Annotated in this window: 20 protein-coding genes; 9 read left to right on the forward strand and 11 right to left on the reverse strand. The window is 69.7% G+C overall.

The window, feature by feature from the left end:
- Window positions 1-55: 55 nt before the first annotated feature.
- The 3 genes from EER34_RS02265 to EER34_RS02275 form a co-directional block, all read right to left on the reverse strand.
- Window positions 56-1,057, reverse strand: coding sequence for a sugar phosphate isomerase/epimerase family protein (locus EER34_RS02265; protein ID WP_127472952.1), 1,002 nt, complete (start codon window positions 1,055-1,057; stop codon window positions 56-58).
- Window positions 1,058-1,089: 32 nt separating this feature from the next.
- Window positions 1,090-2,235, reverse strand: coding sequence for a Gfo/Idh/MocA family protein (locus tag EER34_RS02270; RefSeq protein ID WP_127474244.1), 1,146 nt, complete (start codon window positions 2,233-2,235; stop codon window positions 1,090-1,092).
- Window positions 2,236-2,335: 100 nt separating this feature from the next.
- On the reverse strand, window positions 2,336-3,376 hold the full coding sequence (locus EER34_RS02275) for a substrate-binding domain-containing protein (RefSeq protein ID WP_127472953.1): 1,041 nt from the start codon (window positions 3,374-3,376) through the stop codon (window positions 2,336-2,338).
- A gap of 314 nt (window positions 3,377-3,690) precedes the next feature.
- On the opposite strand from EER34_RS02275, the gene EER34_RS02280 reads away from it, so the two are divergent.
- The 3 genes from EER34_RS02280 (at window position 3,691) to EER34_RS02290 (ending at window position 7,530) form a co-directional block, all read left to right on the forward strand.
- A complete protein-coding gene (locus EER34_RS02280) occupies window positions 3,691-5,166 on the forward strand; it encodes a sugar ABC transporter ATP-binding protein (RefSeq protein ID WP_127472954.1) in 1,476 nt (491 codons plus the stop codon).
- Window positions 5,163-6,227 (forward strand): ABC transporter permease, encoded by a 1,065-nt coding sequence (locus EER34_RS02285; protein ID WP_127472955.1) that lies wholly within the window; start codon window positions 5,163-5,165, stop codon window positions 6,225-6,227. The genes EER34_RS02280 and EER34_RS02285 overlap by 4 nt, the downstream gene beginning before the upstream one ends.
- A gap of 124 nt (window positions 6,228-6,351) precedes the next feature.
- Entirely contained in the window at window positions 6,352-7,530 is a 1,179-nt protein-coding gene (locus EER34_RS02290; RefSeq protein ID WP_420845957.1) for an ROK family transcriptional regulator, read from the forward strand.
- A 113-nt stretch (window positions 7,531-7,643) separates the two neighbouring features.
- On the opposite strand, the gene EER34_RS02295 is transcribed toward EER34_RS02290, so the two are convergent.
- From EER34_RS02295 to EER34_RS02330, 8 genes are all read right to left on the reverse strand, one after another.
- Window positions 7,644-8,615, reverse strand: a complete 972-nt coding sequence (locus EER34_RS02295) for a cation diffusion facilitator family transporter (RefSeq protein ID WP_127474245.1) — start codon at window positions 8,613-8,615, stop codon at window positions 7,644-7,646.
- 5 nt (window positions 8,616-8,620) lie between these two features.
- Window positions 8,621-9,130: a transglycosylase SLT domain-containing protein gene (locus EER34_RS02300; RefSeq protein WP_127472957.1), complete on the reverse strand. Its 510-nt coding sequence runs from the start codon at window positions 9,128-9,130 to the stop codon at window positions 8,621-8,623.
- Window positions 9,130-10,014, reverse strand: a complete 885-nt coding sequence (locus EER34_RS02305) for an SDR family oxidoreductase (RefSeq protein ID WP_127472958.1) — start codon at window positions 10,012-10,014, stop codon at window positions 9,130-9,132. The genes EER34_RS02300 and EER34_RS02305 overlap by 1 nt, the downstream gene beginning before the upstream one ends.
- An 82-nt stretch (window positions 10,015-10,096) precedes the next feature.
- Window positions 10,097-10,768, reverse strand: a complete 672-nt coding sequence (locus tag EER34_RS02310) for a GAP family protein (RefSeq protein WP_127472959.1) — start codon at window positions 10,766-10,768, stop codon at window positions 10,097-10,099.
- Complete coding sequence (locus tag EER34_RS02315) at window positions 10,765-11,046, reverse strand: hypothetical protein (protein WP_127472960.1); 282 nt, start codon at window positions 11,044-11,046, stop codon at window positions 10,765-10,767. The genes EER34_RS02310 and EER34_RS02315 overlap by 4 nt, the downstream gene beginning before the upstream one ends.
- Window positions 11,047-11,141: 95 nt before the next feature.
- The gene (locus EER34_RS02320; protein ID WP_127472961.1) at window positions 11,142-11,684 is read right to left on the reverse strand and encodes a cysteine hydrolase family protein; all 543 of its coding nucleotides are present in this window, start codon (window positions 11,682-11,684) and stop codon (window positions 11,142-11,144) included.
- Window positions 11,685-11,752: 68 nt separating this feature from the next.
- Window positions 11,753-12,649 carry an RNA polymerase sigma-70 factor gene (locus tag EER34_RS02325; RefSeq protein ID WP_127472962.1) on the reverse strand — a complete coding sequence of 299 codons (897 nt, stop codon included), beginning with the start codon at window positions 12,647-12,649 and terminating at the stop codon, window positions 11,753-11,755.
- Window positions 12,646-13,239, reverse strand: coding sequence for a carboxymuconolactone decarboxylase family protein (locus EER34_RS02330; RefSeq protein WP_127472963.1), 594 nt, complete (start codon window positions 13,237-13,239; stop codon window positions 12,646-12,648). The genes EER34_RS02325 and EER34_RS02330 overlap by 4 nt, the downstream gene beginning before the upstream one ends.
- Before the next feature lie 118 nt (window positions 13,240-13,357).
- Here EER34_RS02330 and EER34_RS02335 point away from each other — a divergent pair, with 118 nt between their 5' ends.
- From EER34_RS02335 to EER34_RS02360, 6 genes are all read left to right on the forward strand, one after another.
- Window positions 13,358-14,401: an agmatine deiminase family protein gene (locus EER34_RS02335; protein WP_127472964.1), complete on the forward strand. Its 1,044-nt coding sequence runs from the start codon at window positions 13,358-13,360 to the stop codon at window positions 14,399-14,401.
- Window positions 14,398-16,119, forward strand: a complete 1,722-nt coding sequence (locus tag EER34_RS02340) for an amidase (RefSeq protein ID WP_127472965.1) — start codon at window positions 14,398-14,400, stop codon at window positions 16,117-16,119. The genes EER34_RS02335 and EER34_RS02340 overlap by 4 nt, the downstream gene beginning before the upstream one ends.
- Before the next feature lie 183 nt (window positions 16,120-16,302).
- Window positions 16,303-16,632, forward strand: a complete 330-nt coding sequence (locus tag EER34_RS02345; RefSeq protein ID WP_127472966.1) for a PadR family transcriptional regulator — start codon at window positions 16,303-16,305, stop codon at window positions 16,630-16,632.
- A 2-nt stretch (window positions 16,633-16,634) separates the two neighbouring features.
- A complete protein-coding gene (locus tag EER34_RS02350) occupies window positions 16,635-17,003 on the forward strand; it encodes a DUF1048 domain-containing protein (protein ID WP_127474246.1) in 369 nt (122 codons plus the stop codon).
- Entirely contained in the window at window positions 17,000-17,800 is an 801-nt protein-coding gene (locus EER34_RS02355) for an ABC transporter ATP-binding protein (RefSeq protein ID WP_127472967.1), read from the forward strand. Before EER34_RS02350 ends, EER34_RS02355 begins: the two co-directional genes overlap by 4 nt.
- 9 nt (window positions 17,801-17,809) lie before the next feature.
- Window positions 17,810-18,571 carry an ABC transporter permease gene (locus EER34_RS02360; RefSeq protein ID WP_127472968.1) on the forward strand — a complete coding sequence of 254 codons (762 nt, stop codon included), beginning with the start codon at window positions 17,810-17,812 and terminating at the stop codon, window positions 18,569-18,571.
- Window positions 18,572-18,631: the final 60 nt, after the last annotated feature.

The raw sequence follows: 18,631 nt of genomic DNA on the forward strand, positions 1-18,631 counted from the left end.
CGGCGCCGAGCGACGGGATGCCCCGGCACGAGGCATCCCGTCGACCGATGCCGTGTCAGCGGCTGCTGAAGGCGGCGTCGAACGCGGCGTCCGGCGCGTCGAACAGGTTGCGCTTGACGAACTCCAGGGCCTCGGGCGCGCCGATGAGCCGGTCCATGCCGGCGTCCTCCCACTCCACCGAGATCGGACCGGTGTAGCCGATCTGGTTGAGCGCCCGGAACGACGCCTCCCACGGCACGTCGCCGCGGCCGGTCGAGACGAAGTCCCACCCGCGACGCAGGTCGGCCCACGCCAGGTGCGACCCGAGCCGTCCGTTGCGGCCGTTGCCGAGGTTGAGCTTCACGTCCTTGCAGTCGATGTGGTAGATCCGGTCGGCGAACTCGAGGATGAAGTCCACCGGGTTCAGCTGCTGCCAGACGAAGTGCGACGGGTCCCAGTTCAGCCCGAACGCCTCGCGGTGGCCGATGGCCTCGAGCGTGCGGACCGTCGTCCAGTAGTCGTACGCGATCTCGGAAGGGTGCACCTCGTGCGCGAACCGGACGCCGACCTCGTCGAACACGTCGAGGATCGGATTCCATCGGTCGGCGAAGTCCTGATAGCCGGCGTCGACGGCCTCCTGCGAGACCGGCGGGAACATCGCGACGTACTTCCAGATCGACGAGCCCGTGAAGCCGATCACGGTCTTCACGCCGAGCTTCGCCGCGAGCCGGGCGGTGTTCTTCATCTCCTCGGCGGCGCGCTGCCGCACGCCCTCGGGGTCGCCGTCGCCCCACACCCGATCCGAGACGATGTCGCGATGGCGCTGATCGATCGGATCGTCGCAGACGGCCTGGCCCTTGAGGTGGTTCGAGATCGCCCACACCTTCAGCCCGTTGCGCTCCAGGATGTCGAGGCGACTCTGCACATACGCCTCGTCATCCCAGCGCCACGGGTCCAGATGGTCGCCCCAGCAGGCGATCTCGAGACCGTCGTAGCCCCACTCGCCCGCCAGGCGCGCCACCTCCTCGAAGGGGAGATCGGCCCACTGGCCCGTGAACAGAGTGATCGGTCGCGACATTGCGGTTCCTCCGGTTTCCGTATGGACGTGGTTCAGTCGTCGGCGCGCACCCACGCGCTGCCTGCTGACGAGCTGCGCTCGACTGCGTCGAGCACGCGCTGGACGTGCAGTCCGTCGTCGAACGACGGCCGCGGCTGCGTTCCGTCGCCGATCGCGGTGACGAAGTCGTACACCTGGTGCGAGAAGCCATGCTCGTAGCCGAGCATATGACCGGTCGGCCACCAGGGGGCGAGGTAGGGGTGGTCGTGCTCGGTGACCAGGATGCGCTGGAAGCCGAGCCCGGTCTCGGGCAGCGTCGCGTCGTAGAACTCGAGCTCGTTGAGGCGCTCCAGGTCGAAGGCGATCGCGCCCTTCGAACCCGAGATCTCGATGCGCAGGGCGTTCTTGCGTCCTGTGCGGAAGCGCGTGGCCTCGAACGAGGCGAGCGCACCCGACTCGAGCCGGCCGGTGAACAGCGCGATGTCGTCGACCGTCACGGGACCGCGTTCGGATGACGCCGTGCCCGACAGGCCGACGCCTTCGCCGAGGAGAGGACGCTCCGAGACGATCGTCTCGATGATCCCCGACACCGACGTGACCCGCTGCCCGGTGATGTACTCGGTGAGGTCGACGGCGTGGGCGCCGATGTCGCCGAGCGCGCCGGACCCGGCGAGGCTCTTGTCCATACGCCAGGTCAGCGGCGCCTCCGGGTCCATCAGCCAGTCCTGCAGGTACTCGGCGCGCACCTGGCGGATCTCGCCGATGCGCCCCGCGGCGACGAGGTCGCGTGCGAAGGTGGTCGCCGGCACGCGGCGGTACGTGAAGCCCACCATCGAGCGGACGCCCCGGTCGGCCGCGGCGGTCGCAGCCCGGGCCATCTCGACGGCCTCGGCGACCGTGTTCGCCAGCGGCTTCTCGCAGAGGACGTGCTTTCCCGCTTCGAGCGCCGCGATCGCGATCTCCGCGTGGGTGTTGCCCGGAGTGACGATGTCGACGAGGTCGATGTCGTCGCGGGCGATGACCTCCCGCCAGTCCGTCGCGGTCTCGGCCCAGCCCCACTTGCGAGCGGATGCCTCGACCGCGGCCCCGTTGCGCCCGACGACGACGGTCATCTCGGGCTCGAGCGGGAGATCGAAGAAGCGGGGGGCGACACGCCAGCCCTGCGAGTGTGCGGCGCCCATGAAGCCGTGGCCGATCATGGCGACTTTCAGCGTCTCGGTCAACGCGGTGTCCTCTCTCGGGAGGTGAGGCGTGGGGCGCCCGCCTGTCGGCGGGCGCCCCACGGATCGGTCGTCTGACTCACTCGAAGGAGAGGTCGATGAACTGGTCGACGTTGTCCTTCGTGACGACGGGGGCGTCGAGCACGACCCGGTTCGGGATGCTGGGCGTGATCAGGTCGCCCATCGTCTTCTGCTGCGCGATGAGGCGGGCCAGCGCAACGCCGTCGGCGGCCTGGGTCGACGGGTAGATGACCGTCGCCTTGAGCACGGTGTCGTCCGCCTGGATCGCCTCCATCGCGGAGCGGCTTCCGGCGCCGCCCATCATGAAGAACTCGTCACGGCCCGCGGAGTCGATCGCCGCGAGGACGCCGATGCCCTGGTCGTCGTCGTGGTTCCAGATGGCGTCGATCTGCGGGTTCGCCGCGAGCAGCTGGGATGCCGCTGCCTCTCCGCCGGCGACGGTGAAGTCGGCCGCGACGCGGGCGTCGACCTGCAGACCGCAGTCCTCGAGCGCATCAGCGAAGCCCGCCGAGCGGTCCTGGGTCAGCGGCAGGGAGTCGATTCCCGCGATCTCGGCGACGAAGCCCTCGCCACCGAGCTGCTCGCAGATGTACGTGCCTGCGCTGACGCCCATGCCGTAGTTGTCGCCGAGGATGGTGCTTCGCGCGGCGAACGGGCTCGAGAACTCGCGGTCGACGTTGATGACCGGGATGCCGGCCTCCATCGCCGCGATCGCGGCCTCGGTGAGCGCCGCGCCGTCGGTCGGCAGCAGCACGATGGCGTCGACACCGTCGTTGACGAACGTCTCCACCGCCGCGATCTGAGCGATCGGGTCATTGGTGCCCTCGGCCACGCGCAGCTCGACATCGTCGAAGCTGTCGGCGGCGGCCTGCGCGCCCGAGTTGATGGCGCCGAGCCAGCCGTGGTCGGCCGCGGGTCCCGAGAAGCCGATGACGACGGTGTCGCCCGACTCCGCGTTCTCCTCGGTCGTGGTGCCCTGGTCGACGACGGTGTCCTCGTCGGCCCCGCCCCCGGTGCAGCCTGCGAGAAGACCGATGGCTGCGACGACGGCGGTGCCGGTGAGCACGAGTCGCGTGCGCGCCTTCAGGTGTGAGCGCATGTGTTTCCTCCTTGAATGTGATGCAGCTAGGACCAGCGTGGTTCTGAGGGGGAGCTGCCCGCACTCGAGGAGTCCACGCTGACGAAGTTCACCGTAGCAGAAGTGCGCCTCGCTTTGGCATCTTTTGTTTTCCACTCGTCAGAAGTCGATGAATCGACTCTGACCTGCAGAAGTTCCGGCATGTGGGGCGTGAATGCGCGCAGCCGCCGAAACACACGTAGGTGAAATTGTTCTCGTCGCGCATGCCTAAGACGTGTTATGTTCACCGGGTGATCAAAGTTGACCATCAATCGGCATTACTTTCCGTCAAGGGCGTGACGAAGTCCTTCTCCGGAGTCCGCGCCCTCCGCGGGGTCGACCTCGAGGTCCTTCCGGGCGAAGTCCACTGCGTCCTCGGCCAGAACGGTGCCGGCAAGTCGACGCTCATCAAGACGCTCGCCGGTGTGCATCGCCCCGACGAGGGCGAGATCTCCTGGCTCGGTGAGACGGTCGACGTCCCCACCCCCGAAGCCGCGATCGAACTCGGCATCGCCACGATGTACCAGGAACTCGACGTCGTCGACGGCCTCACCATCGCGGAGAACATCTTCCTCGGCCACGAGCTGGCGCGCGGCGGCTTCACCCGGCGATCGGAGGCGGCGAAGCAGACCCGCGAGCTGCTGCGACGACTCGGGCATCCGCGCCTCTCGCCGCACGCGGAGGTCGGCTCACTGTCGGCGGCGAACAAGCAGATCGTCAGCATGGCCAGGGCGCTCTCGCACGACATCAAGCTGATCATCATGGACGAACCGTCCGCCGTCCTCGACACCGAGGAGGTCAAGAACCTCTTCCACGTCGTGAAAGAGCTGACGGCCCAGGGAATCGCCGTGGTCTACATCACGCATCGCCTCGAGGAGATCCGCCAGATCGGCGATCGGATCACCGTGCTCAAGGACGGCCGCACCACCGCTGTCGGGCTTCCCGTGGCCGATACGCCGACGCCGGAGCTCATCCGCCTGATGACGGGTCGCGAGGTCGCCAACGTGTTCCCGCCCGCCGTGCCCGTGCCCGCTGACGCGCCCACCGTCCTCGAGGTGGAGGGCCTCGGCCTCTCCGGCGTGTTCGAGGGCGTGTCCTTCTCCGTGCGGGCCGGCGAAGTCGTCGGCCTCGCCGGCCTCGTCGGGTCGGGCCGCTCCGAGATCCTCGAGACGGTGTACGGCGCGCGCCGATCCACTGCCGGGAGCGTCAAGGTGGCCGGCAAGCGCCTGCGCCGCGGCTCGGTCGTGCACGCCGTCGCCTCGGGGGTGGGACTCTCTCCCGAGGAGCGCAAGAGCCAGGGGCTCGTGCTCGACGAGCCGATCTTCGTCAACGTCACCCTGTCGTCGATGTCGCGGTTCGCCAAGGCCGGCTTCCTCGATGAGCGCACCGAGCGCAAGGTGACCCGTGAGCAGATCGACGCCCTCGAGCTTCGTCCCGCAGATCCCGACCGCCCGGCCATGACCCTCTCCGGCGGCAACCAGCAGAAGATCCTGCTCGCGCGCTGGCTCGTGCACGGCACGCGTGTGCTCCTTCTTGACGAGCCCACCCGCGGCGTCGATGTCGGCGCCCGCGCCGAGATCTATGCGCTTATCCGGCGCCTGGCCGCCGCTGGCAATGCCGTCGTCGTGGTCTCGAGCGAGATCGAGGAAGTGCTCGGCCTCGCCGACACCGTGCTCGTCGTCGCGGACGGCCGCGTCCTCAAGACCCTTCCCGCCTCCCAGATCGACGAGCACGGTGTGCTCGATCTCGTCATGAAAGGAACCGCCGCGTGAGCGAGCAGACCACCGGGACCGCAGGGGTCCCCACCGCCAGCGAGGCACCGCCGCCCGCAGGCTCACCCGACGGCGACAAGCAGAAGTCCGGATTCCAGCGGTTCATGTCCGGGTCGGTCGGCCGCAACCTCGGCCTCGTCGCCGCGCTGCTGGTGCTCGTGATCGTCGGCGCCGTCACCGCGCCGGACACCTTCACGAGCGTCAGCAACATCCTCACGATCCTGCGTCAGGCGTCCATCATCGGCGTCGTCAGCATCGGAATGACGCTCGTGATCATCTCCGGCGGCATCGACCTGTCGGTGGGCTCCGTGATCGGCCTCGCCTCCGTCGTCGCGACGATCGCAGCCGTGCAGGACCTCGCCGACCAGATGCACTGGATCGTCATGGTCGTGTTCGCGCTGCTCGTCGGCTTCGCCGCAGGCCTCATCAACGGCATCGTCATCGCGTACGGCAAAGTCGTCGCGTTCATGGCCACCCTCGCGATGCTGGTCGGGGCACGAGGACTCGCCGAGATCATCGCCGAGCGACGCACCCTTCAGGTCGGCAACCGCGACTTCATCGAGTTCATGAACCTCGACATCATCGGGGTCGACATCCTCATCTGGATCTTCGCCATCGTCGCGGTGCTCGGGTGGGTCATCCTCAACCGCACCACCTTCGGCCGCCGCACCGTCGCCATCGGCGGCAACCGCGAGGCCGCCCGCCTCGCCGGCATCAACGTCAAGCGCCACACCATGTGGCTGTACGCGATCTCCGGCCTGTGCGCCGGCATCGCGGCCGTCATGTACCTCGCACGCACCACCGCCGGCACCTCGACGCACGGCACGCTCCTCGAACTGGACGCGATCGCCTCCGTCGTCGTCGGCGGCACGCTCCTCATCGGCGGCCGCGGCACGATCACCGGCACCGTGTTCGGCGTTCTGATCTTCGCGACGCTCAGCAACGTCTTCGTTCAGAACAACCTCAACTCGTCGGTGCAGGCCGTCGTGAAGGGCATCATCATCGTCGTCGCCGTGCTGCTGCAGCAGCGGTTCGCGAAGCCCACCGGACGAGCGACCTGATCGGATGTCGCCGCCCGGCGCCCGGACTAATGAACGTTCTCACCGCGCCGGGCCGCGGCATCCCGTCGGAAGTCATCGGACTTCGGCGCTCTCACGACTGCCGATAAACTGGAATGTGGCGAAAATGAGCATGGAACCGACACCCAACGTGTCCGGAGTCAGTCAGCTCTTCCAGCTTCTGCGCGATGGCGTGCCCCGCACCCGCGCCGAACTGGCGAAGTCGACCGGGCTCGCGCGATCGACCATCGCGGCGCGCGTCGACGAGCTCATGCGGTTGGGCCTCATCACGCCGATCGCCGAGACGGTGTCGACGGGCGGGCGCCCACCCTCGCAGTTCGCCCTGAACCCCCGTGCACGCCTCGTGCTGGCCGCCGACATCGGCGCCTCGCACGCCACGCTCGCAGTGACCGACCTGGCCGGCAGCATCATCGCCGACCACAGCGAGCCGCTGGACGTCACGTTGGGGCCGGTGCCCGTGCTCACGTGGCTGGTCGACAACGCGGTGGCTCTGCTCGAGCGCATCGGCCGCTCGACCGATGACGTCGCCGCCATCGGGATGGGTATCCCCGGCCCGGTCGAGCACTCCACCGGACAGCCCGTGAACCCGCCCATCATGCCGGGCTGGGACCGCTTCGACGTTCCCGGCTGGGTGCAGCAGCACCTCGATGTCCCCGTCCTCGTCGACAACGACGTGAACATCATGGCGCTCGGCGAGCGGGCCATCGCGTACCCCGGCGTCGAGCATCTCATGTTCGTCAAAGTGGCCACGGGCATCGGCGCCGGCGTCATCTCCAGCGGCACCCTGCAGCGAGGCGCCCAGGGCATCGCCGGCGACATCGGCCACGTGCGCGTCGCACGCGGCGCCGGGGTTCCCTGCCACTGCGGCAATCAGGGCTGCCTCGAAGCCCTCGCCTCCGGCCCCGCGATCGCGCGCGCCCTGCGAGCCCAAGGGGTCGCCGCCGAGAACGGCAACGACGTCGTCGACTTGGTCAAGCGCGGGAACATCGACGCGATCCAGGCCGTGCGGCAGGCCGGACGCGACATCGGCGAGGTGCTCACCACCTGTGTGAGTCTTGTGAACCCCTCGGTCATCGCGATCGGCGGGTCGATGGCACGCGTCGGCGAGCACCTGATCGCGGGCGTCCGCGAGGTCGTCTACACGCGCTCCATCCCGCTGGCCACCGAGCACCTCTCGATCGTGCAGTCGGCGACGGCGCACAACGCCGCCGTACTCGGCGCGAGCATGCTCGCGATCGAGTACGCCCTCTCCCCCGAGACCCTCACCACGCTCGTCTCCTCCTGAGGAGCGCTCCGCTGCGGCGGCGATGCTGCCGGGGCGCCGACTCGCGCGCCGGGTCCCGCACCCGCTCTGCGTGCAGGAGCATGGCTGGCAGGGTGCCCTCCGCACCCGCCTGATCAATCGCGGCGCGGGCGCGACGTTCGCTCGGCCTCTCCGGGCAGTTCCGCGACCGGCACGATCACGATGTCCTGCATCTTCCAGTCCATCTCGCTGATCGCCTGCCGGGCGGCTTCGAGCTGAGCCACCGACGCGCGCCGCCCGCGCGGGACGACGAACGCCTCGACATGGAAGACCTGCCCCATGTCGCGCATGCGGATCGCCGAGGCACGCACCCAGGGCTGACGGTCGAGCGCCTCCACGACCTCGGCTGCGAGCGGGTGGATCTGCTTGTCGTCGTGGCTGCGGGCGCGCTGGTCGATGAGGTCGAGCACGGCGGACCGCGAGTTGCGGTAGCCGTCCCACATGATGCCCAGGGAGATGAAGAGCGCCGCCGCTCCGTCGAGCCACCACCAGCCGACGCCGATCCCGAGGACCCCGACGATCGAGGCCACCGTCGTCGTCCAGTCCGCCTTCGCCATGTCGGCGTCGGCGTAGAGCACCTTGTTGTGGAGCACAGGCGCGAGCTTGGCCTTGGCGGGGCCGTACACCAGCGGGCCGATGGTGACGAGCGCCATGACTGCGACCATGATCCATCCCATCCAGATCGTGTAGCCGAAGATCTGCACGGTGCCGATGGCCGGATGCTCGGCCCGCGCGAGGCCGAGGATCGCCTCGACGGCGAGGTTCCCGCCGATGACGAGCAGCGCGACTCCCGCGACGAGATGGCCGACGCCCATCGCGCGGTGCAGTCCGTACGGGAATCCCTTGGTGGGCGGATGCCGGATCAGCAGCAGGGCGATGAGGAACGAGATCTGCGGCACCAGCGAGAGCATGTCCTCGATCCAGGCGGTCTTCATCGCCTGCGAGCCGCTGACGACCATCGCGATCAGGGCGATCGTGACGATCGTGTAGCCGATCGTGAACCACTCCCACCGCACCGCCTTGCGCAGAGCGTCCCGCTGCTCTGCCGGCAGGTCGGTGCGCCCCATGGTCTTCACGGGGCGACCTCCGCGTCGAGGTAGACCTCCAGCGCCGCCTGCAGCGCGTTCTCGCCGAGCGGCAGCAGCACCGCGACGTCGGCGCCGCCGGAACCGTCGACGCCCGGATACCCGCGCGTGACGGACACCCGGCTGGCCCAGGGAGTGGATGCCGTCATCCCGCCGATCGCGAGATCCAGGCGGCCGTCCTCCAGATCCTGCACCAGGTCCTCCTCGCTGTCGACCGTCCAGACGACGCTCGCGTCGCGCTTCTCCGCGAAGCCTTCGATCAGGTCGGCGAGCGGCCCGGTGACGATGGCGTCGTCGGTGGCCACCAGCTCCCCGCTCGGCGACGCGCCGACCCGCAGTACCCCGCCCGTGATCCGATCCAGGGTCCCGCCCGGGTCGGCCGGGATCTGCACGCCGCAGCCGACGAGCACGAGGACGGCCACCCCTGCGAGCGCGAGCGCACACGGGCCACGGCGCACCCGCGGTCGCGCCCGCCGACCACCCGCAGTGTGCGGCATCAGAGCCCCTTGCCCCCTGTCACCGGAAGCACCGCGCCCGAGACGTACGACGAAGCCTCGGAGGCGAGATAGACGTAGGCGCCGGCCAGCTCGGCGGGCTGTCCCGGCCGGCCGAGCGGCGTGTCGGTGCCGAAGGTGGCGAGGCGCTCGGCATCCCATCCCGTCGCAGGGATGAGCGGGGTCCAGATCGGACCCGGAGCCACGGCATTCACGCGGATGCCCTTCGGCCCGAGCTCCTCGGCGAGTGCCTTCACGAACGCGACCTGCGCCGCCTTCGTCATCGCGTAGTCGATCAGGCCCGGCGACGGATGGAACGCCTGGATCGAGGACGTCACGATGATCGAGCTCCCCGGGGCGAGTTCGGGCACCGCGCGGCGCGCCGTGAAGAGCAGTCCATACAGGTTCGTCTTGAAGACGCGGTCGAGCTCCGCGGTCTCGAGCGACGCGAGCCCCTCGCGGTCCTTCTGATACGCCGCGTTGAGGACGAGGACGTCGATGCCCCCGAGCACGTCGACGGTGTCGTCGACGATTCTCGTCGCGAACTCCTCGTCGCGGATGTCGCCGGCGAAGGCGAGGGCGGCGCGACCGGCATCCTCGATCAGCGCGATGGTGGCGTCGGCGTCGTCCTGCTCTTCGGGCATGTGGGCGAACGCGACGTCGGCACCCTCCCGAGCGAACGCGATCGCAACGGCACGGCCGATGCCCGAGTCGCCGCCGGTGATCAGCGCCCGTCGACCGGCGAGCCGATCCGCGCCTGCGTACGACTCCTCGCCGTGGTCGGGCACCGGCCGGGTCTTCTCCGTCAGCCCGGGCTGCTCCTGCCCCTGGCCGGGGAAGCCGCCCTCGGGATGCTTGTCTCGGGGATCGGTCATCGGGTCGTGCATGTGCGTCTCCTTCCGACGGTTCGTCGGTCGAGACGCTACGGAACGCCCCCCGCTGCGGTAAGGGGCTTGACGCGCGGCGCGACTAGAAGCTCGCGATGCCCTTGCCGATCAGCACCGCGCCGATGACGAGCAGCAGCACCGCCATGATGACCGCGTTCTCGCGCGCCAGCCAGACGTGGAGCGCGCCGAGCGGACCGCGCATGCGGTCGGCGGCGATGAGATAGCCGATCACCGGGATCGCGACGGTGGATGCCGCGATCAGCGTGAACACGGCGATCACGAGCACCGTCTCGCCGACGCCGAGCCCGGCCGATCCGATGTCGACACCCGCTGCCGCGCCGAGCATGAGGTTCTTCGGGTTGACGGCCGACAGGAGGAGGCCGAGGCCGAGCGCAGCGGGGAACGTGATCCTGTCGATCGCCTGCATCCATTTCGGCAGCGGAGGCTCCTCGCCGGCCTTCGGGCGCGATCGCCAGTTGCGCAGCGCCAGGACGAGGAGCAGCGCACCCAGGAGCAGCTGGATCGCTCCCTGGATCGGCTTCGAGGCATCGGGTGCGGCGCTCGGGATCAGCGAGGCGAGCAGTGTGAACACCGTGACGGCGACGACGATGCCCGCGATCCAGCCGAGGAGGAACCCGACGCCGGTCACGCGCGCCCTGGGCGAGAGCAGCATGAGGATCGCGGCGATGACGGGCACCGGGCTGATCGAGACGCCGAGCGCCAGGGGAAGGATCTCGCCGATGGTCCCGGTCATGTGCTCGCCTCGTTCTGTGCGGTGGGTGCCAGCGCCGCGAGCGCGGCGCGGTTCGTCTCGAACACCGGCTGGTCGTCGAGGGTGCCGAGGTGTCTCAGTCGCTCGTCGACGGGTCCTCTCACACGGCTGAACATCGATGAGGCGTCCAGTGCGGCGGCTGCGGCATCCGGCGGCGCTGCCACCGCGATCGCGATGAGCGTCACGCCGGCGAGCAGTTCGCGGCCGAGGGAGCGGCGGGTCACGCCGGGAAGCACGCGGCGGGCGGGGGCAGTGGGCATCGACCGGCTCTCTGGGTGGAAGTCCTCCCATCGTGGACCGGATCGCCCCTGCCCGCCAACGCCCGCGCCGAGATGCCCGCGCGCGACGCCGCGGATCAATTCGGCAGAGACGCGGCGGGGACCACGCGGGCGTACGCGGAGGCGAGCGCCGCCATGAACGCGGCGTGCACTTCGGCGCCGCCCACCCGGACGCCGCCGTGCTCGAGGTCGGGCGCGGCGCAGGCATCCGCGGCCACGGTGACCCGGTAGCCGAGATCCGACGCGGCCCGCACCGTCGCGTCGACGCACATGCTGCTCATCATCCCGATGACGACGAGAGCGGATGCCTCCGCCTCGTCGAGCCGCTCCTTCAGCGTCGTCTCGAGGAACGAGTTGGGATGCGTCTTGCGCACGACCGGTTCGCCCGCGGAGGGCGCCACGCGCGGGTCGATCTCTCCGCCGGGGGTGCCGGGCACGAGCATGCCTGCGCCCTCCTCCCGACTCTCGTGCTGAACATGGACCACCGGCAGACCGGCACGGCGCCAGCGGTCGAGCAGGGTCGACGCCGTGTCGGCTGCGGCATCCGGACCGACGAGCGGGTGCGCGCCGCCGGGGAAGTAGTCCCGCTGGATGTCCACGATGACGAGAACCTGGGTCATGCGACGCCTCCTGGTGCGAGTGCGATGGGGTCAGGCATCCCACCGTAGTTCGCTCCGAGCGGAGCTCATCACCGGGTGAGCGCCATCTCGGCGTCGAGCCGAGCGAGCTTGTCGGGGTTGGCGATCGAGTAGATGTGCGTGATGACGCCGTCCTCGATGGTCAGGCTGACCGCTCCGGACAGGACGCCGTCGACCTCGACACGCAGTCCCGGCCCGCCGTTGATCGCCATCGGCGAGAACGCGGCCTGCACCCCGAACCGCTGCATGCCGGCGACGAGGTACCGGGCCAGCCGCTCTGCCCCGATGACCGGGCGCCGCGCCGCGCCGCGCACGCGGCCGCCGCCGTCGGCGACCGACACGACGTCGGGGGCGAGCACGTCCATGAGCCCCTGCACGTCGCCGGAGCCCAGCGCCGCGATGAGGCGCTCGACGACCTCTTCATGCTCCGAACGCTCGACGCGCACGCGCGGCCGCCGGGCGGCGACGTGGTCTCGGGCCCGATGGGCGATCTGACGGACGGCCGACGGCGACTTGTCGACGGCCTCGGCGATCTCCTCGTAGGGCACGTCGAACACCTCGCGGAGCACGAACACCGCGCGCTCGGTCGGCGCGAGGGTCTCGAGCACGGTGAGCATCGCGATCGAGACGCTCTCGGCGAGCTCGATGTCGTCCGCGACATCCGGCGTGGTCAGCAGCGGCTCGGGAAGCCACTCCCCCACGTAGTCCTCGCGACGGCGCGACACCGTGCGCAGCTGGTTGAGCGACTGACGCGTGACGATGCGCACGAGATACGCGCGCGGATCGCGCACGGCGTCGCGATCGGCACCCGCCCAGCGGAGCCACGACTCCTGGAGCACGTCCTCCGCGTCGGCGGCCGAGCCGAGCATCTCGTACGCGACCGTGAAGAGCAGACTGCGGTGCACGACGAACGGATCGTCCTCGCCGGCGCCGATCGGGCTGCTCATGCGACCGAGCCTAGGGCGGCGGTGGACGTCGCGAGGGCGGGGAGCCCGCACGCCGCCGCGTACTCCTCCGAGTGGATGCCGAGCGCGATGTTCGTGCGCGCGGCGAGGTTCATCAGGCCGACGCGTGCGGTGAGCTCGATCAGCGCCGCGGGTCCGAGCGCGTCCAGCAGCTCGGCCGACAGCTCGTCGGTGACGGCCACCGGGGTCTGGCTCATCGCATGGGCATACGCCATGACGGCGCGCTCGAGCGTCGTGTAGATCGTCGACTCCCGCCAGCGCGGCACCTCGCGCACCTTCACCTCGTCGAGTCCCTGGCGGTGAGCCATGAAGTAGTTGATGTCGAGGCACGCGTTGCAGCCGATCGCGGCTGCGGAGGCCATTCGGGCGAGGATCGACAGGTTCTCGTCGAGCCGATCCCACTTCTCGGCCTTGCGGTTGAACCCCATCATGTCCGTGAACACGGCCGGGTAGTGCCAGAGCACCCCCAGCGAGTCGGGCACCTTGCCGAGCATCCTGCGGGCGGCGACCTTCATGATCGAGCCGATCGGGCCGGTCACCTCGATGGCGGGAATGCGGGCGGTGGCGGTCATGTCTTCCTCCAAGGGTCGGTTTCCTTCGACATGGAGACACCGCCCGGGCGCGAGGTGTGACAAACGGGTACCGTGATCCCGGATCGATGATGATCCCGACCGATCGAGAGGACGGCACATGGCCTGGCGGATGCCCTCGGAGACAGCGCCCCACGAGCGCACCTGGATGGCGTTCCCCCGCCCCGGCCAGACCCTCGGTGAGACGCTGGCCGAGCAGGAGGAGTGCTACGCCGCCTGGGCGGCCACAGCGCACGCGATCGCCGAGTTCGAGCCGGTGACGATGGTGGTCGATCCGACCGAGATCGCCCGCGCCCGCCGCATGCTGTCGTCGGGTGTCGAGATCGTCGAAGCGCCGCTCGACGAGTTCTGGATGCGCGACTTCGGACCCACGTTCGTCGTCGACGATGAACGACCCGGCGTGCTGGGCGCCGTCGACTGGATCTTCAACGGGTGGGGTGCGCCCGAATGGGCCGAGTGGGGCCTCTCCGCCGAGATCGGACGATTCGTGAGCGGCCTCGTCGGGTCCGAGCTCGTCAGCTCGGTGCTCGTCAACGAGGGCGGCGGCATCCATGTCGACGGTGAGGGGACGGTCCTCCTCACCGAGACCGTGCAGCTCGATCCGCGCCGCAACCCCTACGCCGACCGCGCGCGCGTCGAGGCGGAGCTCGCCCGCACGATCGGCACGACCAGGGCGATCTGGCTGCCGCGCGGCCTGACCCGCGACTACGACGACTTCGGCACGAACGGGCACGTCGACATCGTGGCGACCATCCCGTCGCCGGGGCGCGTGCTGCTGCACGATCAGACCGACGAGGCCCACCCCGACCACGCCGTGAGCCGCGAGCTGCGCGCGCTGTTCGAGTCCGAGACCGACGCCGCGGGGCGGGCGTGGGAGATCATCGACGTCCCCGCGCCGGCGACCCTCCGCGATCACGAGGGCTTCGTCGACTGGAGCTACATCAACCACCTCGTCGTCAACGGCGGCGTCATCGCGTGCGGCTTCGGCGAGGACGAGGCGGATGCCGCGGCCCGCGCCATCCTGTCGGAGGCGTACCCGGGGCGCACGGTCGTGAGCGTCGACGCGCGGCCGATGTTCGCGCGGGGCGGCGGCATCCACTGCATCACGCAGCAGCAGCCGCGGATCGAGGCGCCGGCGCGATGATCGACGTCGTGGAGGCCGGCATCGCCGCGCTGCGCGACGCACTCGAGAGCGGCGAGGCGACGAGCGTCGAGCTCGTCCGTGCCTACCTGGCCCGGATCGAGGCGTACGACGGCCCGGCGACGGAGACCGCGCTCAACGCCGTCGTGGTGGCCAATCCCGACGCGCTCGCGGAGGCCGAGGCATCCGATGCCCGTCGCGCCACCGGCCGCCCGCTCGGCCCGCTCGACGGCATCCCTTATACGGCGAAGGACAGCTACCTCGTGCGCGGGCTGACCGCCGCCGCCGGCAGCCCCGCGTTCGCCGGTCTCGTCGCGCAGCGCGACGCCTTCACGATCGAGCGACTGCGCGACGGCGGCGCGATCTGCCTCGGTCTCACGAACATGCCGCCGATGGCCAACGGCGGCATGCAGCGCGGACTCTACGGCCGCGCCGAGAGCCCCTACAATCCCGCGTTCCTGACCGCGCCGTTCGCCTCGGGCTCCTCGAACGGGTCGGGCACCGCGACGGCAGCGAGCTTCGCCGCGTTCGGGCTCGGCGAGGAGACCTGGTCGAGCGGCCGCGGGCCGGCGTCGAACAACGCCCTGTGCGCGTACACGCCCTCGCGCGGCGTGATCTCGGTACGGGGCAATTGGCCGCTCGTCCCGACGATGGACGTCGTCGTGCCGCACACACGCACGATGGCGGACCTCCTCGAGGTGCTCGACGTCGTCGTCGCCGACGACCCGGACACCCGCGGCGACTTCTGGCGGGCGCAGCCGTGGGTCCCGCTTCCCGCCGCGTCGGCGGTGCGGCCCGCGTCGTACCGGTCGATCGGACGTGAGGCCGCCGAGGCGCCCGACGGCGTGCTCGACGGCCTCCGCATCGGCATCCCCCGCATGTACATCAACGCCGATCCCGAGGCCGGCACCGCGGACTCCCCCGGCATCGGCGGCCCGACGGGCAGGCGCATCGAGACCCGCGGATCGGTGATCGCGCTGTGGGATGCCGCGCGCCGCGACCTCGAGGCGCACGGCGCCGTCGTGGTCGAGGTCGACTTCCCCGCGGTGTCGAACTACGAGGGCGACCGGCCGGGGGCGCCGACCATCGCCACGCGCGGGTACGTCTCGCCCGCGTACCTCCGGCGCGAGATCGTCGACCTGTCGGCGTGGGCGTGGGACGACTTCCTCGCGGCGAACGGCGACCCGGCGCTGTCGACCCTGACGGCGGTGGACGGCTCGACGATCTTCCCGCATCCGGAAGGCGCGCTGCCCGACCGCTACACGGGGTTCGACGACGACATCGCCGAGTACCCCGACCATGTGCGCGAGCACCCCGTCGACGCGTTCACCGACATCCCGGAGCTCGCAGCCGGGGTGGAGGGGCTCGAGCGCACGCGCCGCGTCGACCTCGAGGACTGGATGGATGCGCTGCGGCTCGACGCCGTCGCGTTCCCCGCCGTCGCGGACGTCGGCCCGGCCGACATGGACGTGAACCCGGCATCCGCCGACCGCGGCTGGCGCAACGGCGTGTGGATCGCCAACGGCAACCTCGCGATGCGGCACCTCGGCATCCCGTCGGTCACGGCGCCGATGGGCGTGATGGACGACATCGGGATGCCCGTCGGCCTCACCTTCGCCGGCCGGGCGTACTCCGACACCGCGCTGCTGTCGATCGCGGCGGCGTTCGAGGCGACCGGGACTCGCCGGACGCCGCCTCCGCGCACACCTCGGCTGGCCTGACCCAGGTCGCGCCCCCGCCGTCCCGCCCCAATGAGGCGCGGGGGGCGCCGTTCCAGCGCCCCGCTGCGGCCCGAGCATCCGTCGCCGGTCGGGAAGAAGCTGGTACTTGGTGTTGCTATCTACTGGTACTTAGTGTTACCGTCTAGTGGTAGTCAGCAACACAGAGTAGATCGGAGGTGAGCGATGGGCAGTCAGATGACGGAGATGCTCAAGGGCACGCTCGAGGGCATCGTCCTTGCGACTCTGGCCGGGAGCCCCGCGTACGGATACGAGATCACCGCGCGGCTCCGTGACCAGGGATTCTCGGATCTCGTCGAAGGAACCGTGTACGCCCTGCTCGTGCGAATCGAGCAGAAGGGGTTCGTCGACGTCGAGAAGGTCCCTTCCGAGAAGGGCCCCCCGCGCAAGGTGTACTCGCTCAACGAGCAAGGGCGCGAACAGCTCGAAGAGTTCTGGAGGACGTGGAGCTTCCTCGCAGACCGTATCGAAAAGCTCCACGAAGGAGAGAAGTGACCATGGCCGCAAAGTGGATCGAAGCCCTCACCGGGTCGCTCGAGCAGAAGAAGCAGTACAAGCAGAACAAGGCCCGCATGGAGGCACTGCCCGAGCCGTACGGCTCGGCGGCGAAGGCGTTCGAGCGCTACTTCATGTACTACGGCGGCATCGTGGACGGCGACACGCTCGTCACGATGCTCGGCGACTTCGCCGACCTGCTCGAGCGCGCATCGCTCGACGGAACGCCCATCCGCGAGATCGTCGGCGACGACCCCGTGGAGTTCGCCGAGACGTTCGCTCAGGCGTACACCGGCAGGCAGTGGATCGACAAGGAGCGCACCCGCCTCACGAAGGCGATCGAGGACGCAGAGCGAGGAGAAGCGAAATGACCACGGATGCCGCAATCCGCGTGCAGGGTCTCGAGAAGGCGTTCAAGGACCTGCAGGTGCTGAAGGGCGTCGACTTCGATGTCGCCCGCGGAAGCATCTTCGCCCTGCTCGGCTCGAACGGCGCCGGCAAGACCACGGTCGTCCGGATCCTGTCGACGCTGCTCAAGGCCGACGGCGGCTCCGCCGACGTGCACGGCTTCGACGTCGCCGCACAGCCGTCGGACGTCCGCCAGTCCATCAGCCTGACGGGCCAGTTCGCGGCCGTCGATGAGATCCTGACCGGTCGTGAGAACCTCGTGCTGGTCGCGAAGCTCCGCCACCTCAAGGATGCCGGCAAGATCGCCGACGGACTGCTGGCGCGCTTCTCGCTCACCGACGCGGGCGGCCGAAGGGCCGCGACCTACTCGGGCGGCATGCGCCGTCGCCTCGACATCGCCATGAGCCTCATCGGCAACCCGCCGGTGATCTTCCTCGACGAGCCGACCACGGGCCTCGACCCGCAGGCGCGCATCGAGGTCTGGAGCGCCGTCAAGGAGCTCGCTCAGAACGGCACCACGGTGCTGCTCACCACGCAGTACCTCGATGAGGCGGAGCAGCTGGCCGACCGCATCGCGATCCTCCACCAGGGACGGATCATCGCCAACGGCACGCTCGCCGAGCTGAAGCAGCTCCTGCCCGCGGCCAAGGTCGAGTACGTCGAGAAGCAGCCGACCCTCGAGGAGGTCTTCCTCGCGATCGTCGGCGACGACGGTCAGAGCGCCGCCGCCGTCGACTCCCCCGCCACCACGGACAAGTAAGGAACGACGATGAGCACTCATTTCCTCGGCGACACCGCCGTCCTGACCGGACGATCGCTGCGCCACATCCTCCGCAGTCCCGACACGATCATCACCACGGCGGTCACCCCGGTCGCCATCATGATCCTGTTCGTGTTCGTGTTCGGCGGTGCCATCGACACCGGCTCCTACTCGTACATCGACTACATGCTCCCCGGCATCCTGCTGATCACGATCGCCTCCGGCATCGCCTACACGGCATACCGGCTGTTCATGGACATGCAGGGCGGCATCTTCGAGCGCTTCCAGTCGATGCCGATCGCACGGTCGAGCTCGCTGTGGGCGCACGTGCTGACCTCGCTGGTCGCCAACATGATCTCGCTCGTGATCGTGATCGGCGTCGCCTTCGCGATGGGCTTCCGCACCGGGGCGAGTCTCGGCGCATGGCTCGCAGTGGCCGGCATCCTGATCCTGTTCACCCTGGCCCTGACCTGGCTCGCCGTGGTCGCGGGGCTCTCGGCGAAGACGGTCGACGGAGCGAGCGCGTTCTCGTACCCGCTGATCTTCCTTCCCTTCATCAGCTCGGCGTTCGTGCCCACCGACACGATGCCGGCGCCGGTGGCGTGGTTCGCCGAGAACCAGCCGGTCACGCCGATCGTCAACACGATCCGCGACCTGTTCGCGCAGCAGCCCGTCGGCAACGACATCTGGATCGCTCTCGCCTGGTGCGTCGGCATCCTGGTGGTCGCGTACTTCTGGGCGATGGCCATCTACCGCCGCAAGGTCAGCTGACCGCTCGCAGAACGAGACCGGGCCGCACCCTCGAGGGTGCGGCCCGGTCTCTTCGTGCGG

This window comes from Microbacterium sulfonylureivorans (assembly GCF_003999995.1).
GTDB classification, from domain to species: Bacteria; Actinomycetota; Actinomycetes; order Actinomycetales; family Microbacteriaceae; genus Microbacterium; species Microbacterium sulfonylureivorans.

Bases quoted from the DNA above. Each gene is read 5' to 3' on its own strand.
- EER34_RS02300 (WP_127472957.1), bottom strand. From the start codon at position 9,130: ATGCCGCACACTGCGGGTGGTCGGCGGGCGCGACCGCGGGTGCGCCGT.
- EER34_RS02290 (WP_420845957.1), top strand. From the start codon at position 6,352: ATGAGCATGGAACCGACACCCAACGTGTCCGGAGTCAGTCAGCTCTTC.
- EER34_RS02340 (WP_127472965.1), top strand. From the start codon at position 14,398: ATGATCGACGTCGTGGAGGCCGGCATCGCCGCGCTGCGCGACGCACTC.
- EER34_RS02315 (WP_127472960.1), bottom strand. From the start codon at position 11,046: ATGCCCACTGCCCCCGCCCGCCGCGTGCTTCCCGGCGTGACCCGCCGC.
- EER34_RS02360 (WP_127472968.1), top strand. From the start codon at position 17,810: ATGAGCACTCATTTCCTCGGCGACACCGCCGTCCTGACCGGACGATCG.
- EER34_RS02355 (WP_127472967.1), top strand. From the start codon at position 17,000: ATGACCACGGATGCCGCAATCCGCGTGCAGGGTCTCGAGAAGGCGTTC.
- EER34_RS02325 (WP_127472962.1), bottom strand. From the start codon at position 12,649: ATGAGCAGCCCGATCGGCGCCGGCGAGGACGATCCGTTCGTCGTGCAC.
- EER34_RS02330 (WP_127472963.1), bottom strand. From the start codon at position 13,239: ATGACCGCCACCGCCCGCATTCCCGCCATCGAGGTGACCGGCCCGATC.
- EER34_RS02265 (WP_127472952.1), bottom strand. From the start codon at position 1,057: ATGTCGCGACCGATCACTCTGTTCACGGGCCAGTGGGCCGATCTCCCC.
- EER34_RS02310 (WP_127472959.1), bottom strand. From the start codon at position 10,768: ATGACCGGGACCATCGGCGAGATCCTTCCCCTGGCGCTCGGCGTCTCG.
- EER34_RS02305 (WP_127472958.1), bottom strand. From the start codon at position 10,014: ATGCACGACCCGATGACCGATCCCCGAGACAAGCATCCCGAGGGCGGC.
- EER34_RS02320 (WP_127472961.1), bottom strand. From the start codon at position 11,684: ATGACCCAGGTTCTCGTCATCGTGGACATCCAGCGGGACTACTTCCCC.
- EER34_RS02270 (WP_127474244.1), bottom strand. From the start codon at position 2,235: ATGATCGGCCACGGCTTCATGGGCGCCGCACACTCGCAGGGCTGGCGT.
- EER34_RS02350 (WP_127474246.1), top strand. From the start codon at position 16,635: ATGGCCGCAAAGTGGATCGAAGCCCTCACCGGGTCGCTCGAGCAGAAG.
- EER34_RS02345 (WP_127472966.1), top strand. From the start codon at position 16,303: ATGGGCAGTCAGATGACGGAGATGCTCAAGGGCACGCTCGAGGGCATC.
- EER34_RS02275 (WP_127472953.1), bottom strand. From the start codon at position 3,376: ATGCGCTCACACCTGAAGGCGCGCACGCGACTCGTGCTCACCGGCACC.
- EER34_RS02295 (WP_127474245.1), bottom strand. From the start codon at position 8,615: ATGGGGCGCACCGACCTGCCGGCAGAGCAGCGGGACGCTCTGCGCAAG.
- EER34_RS02335 (WP_127472964.1), top strand. From the start codon at position 13,358: ATGGCCTGGCGGATGCCCTCGGAGACAGCGCCCCACGAGCGCACCTGG.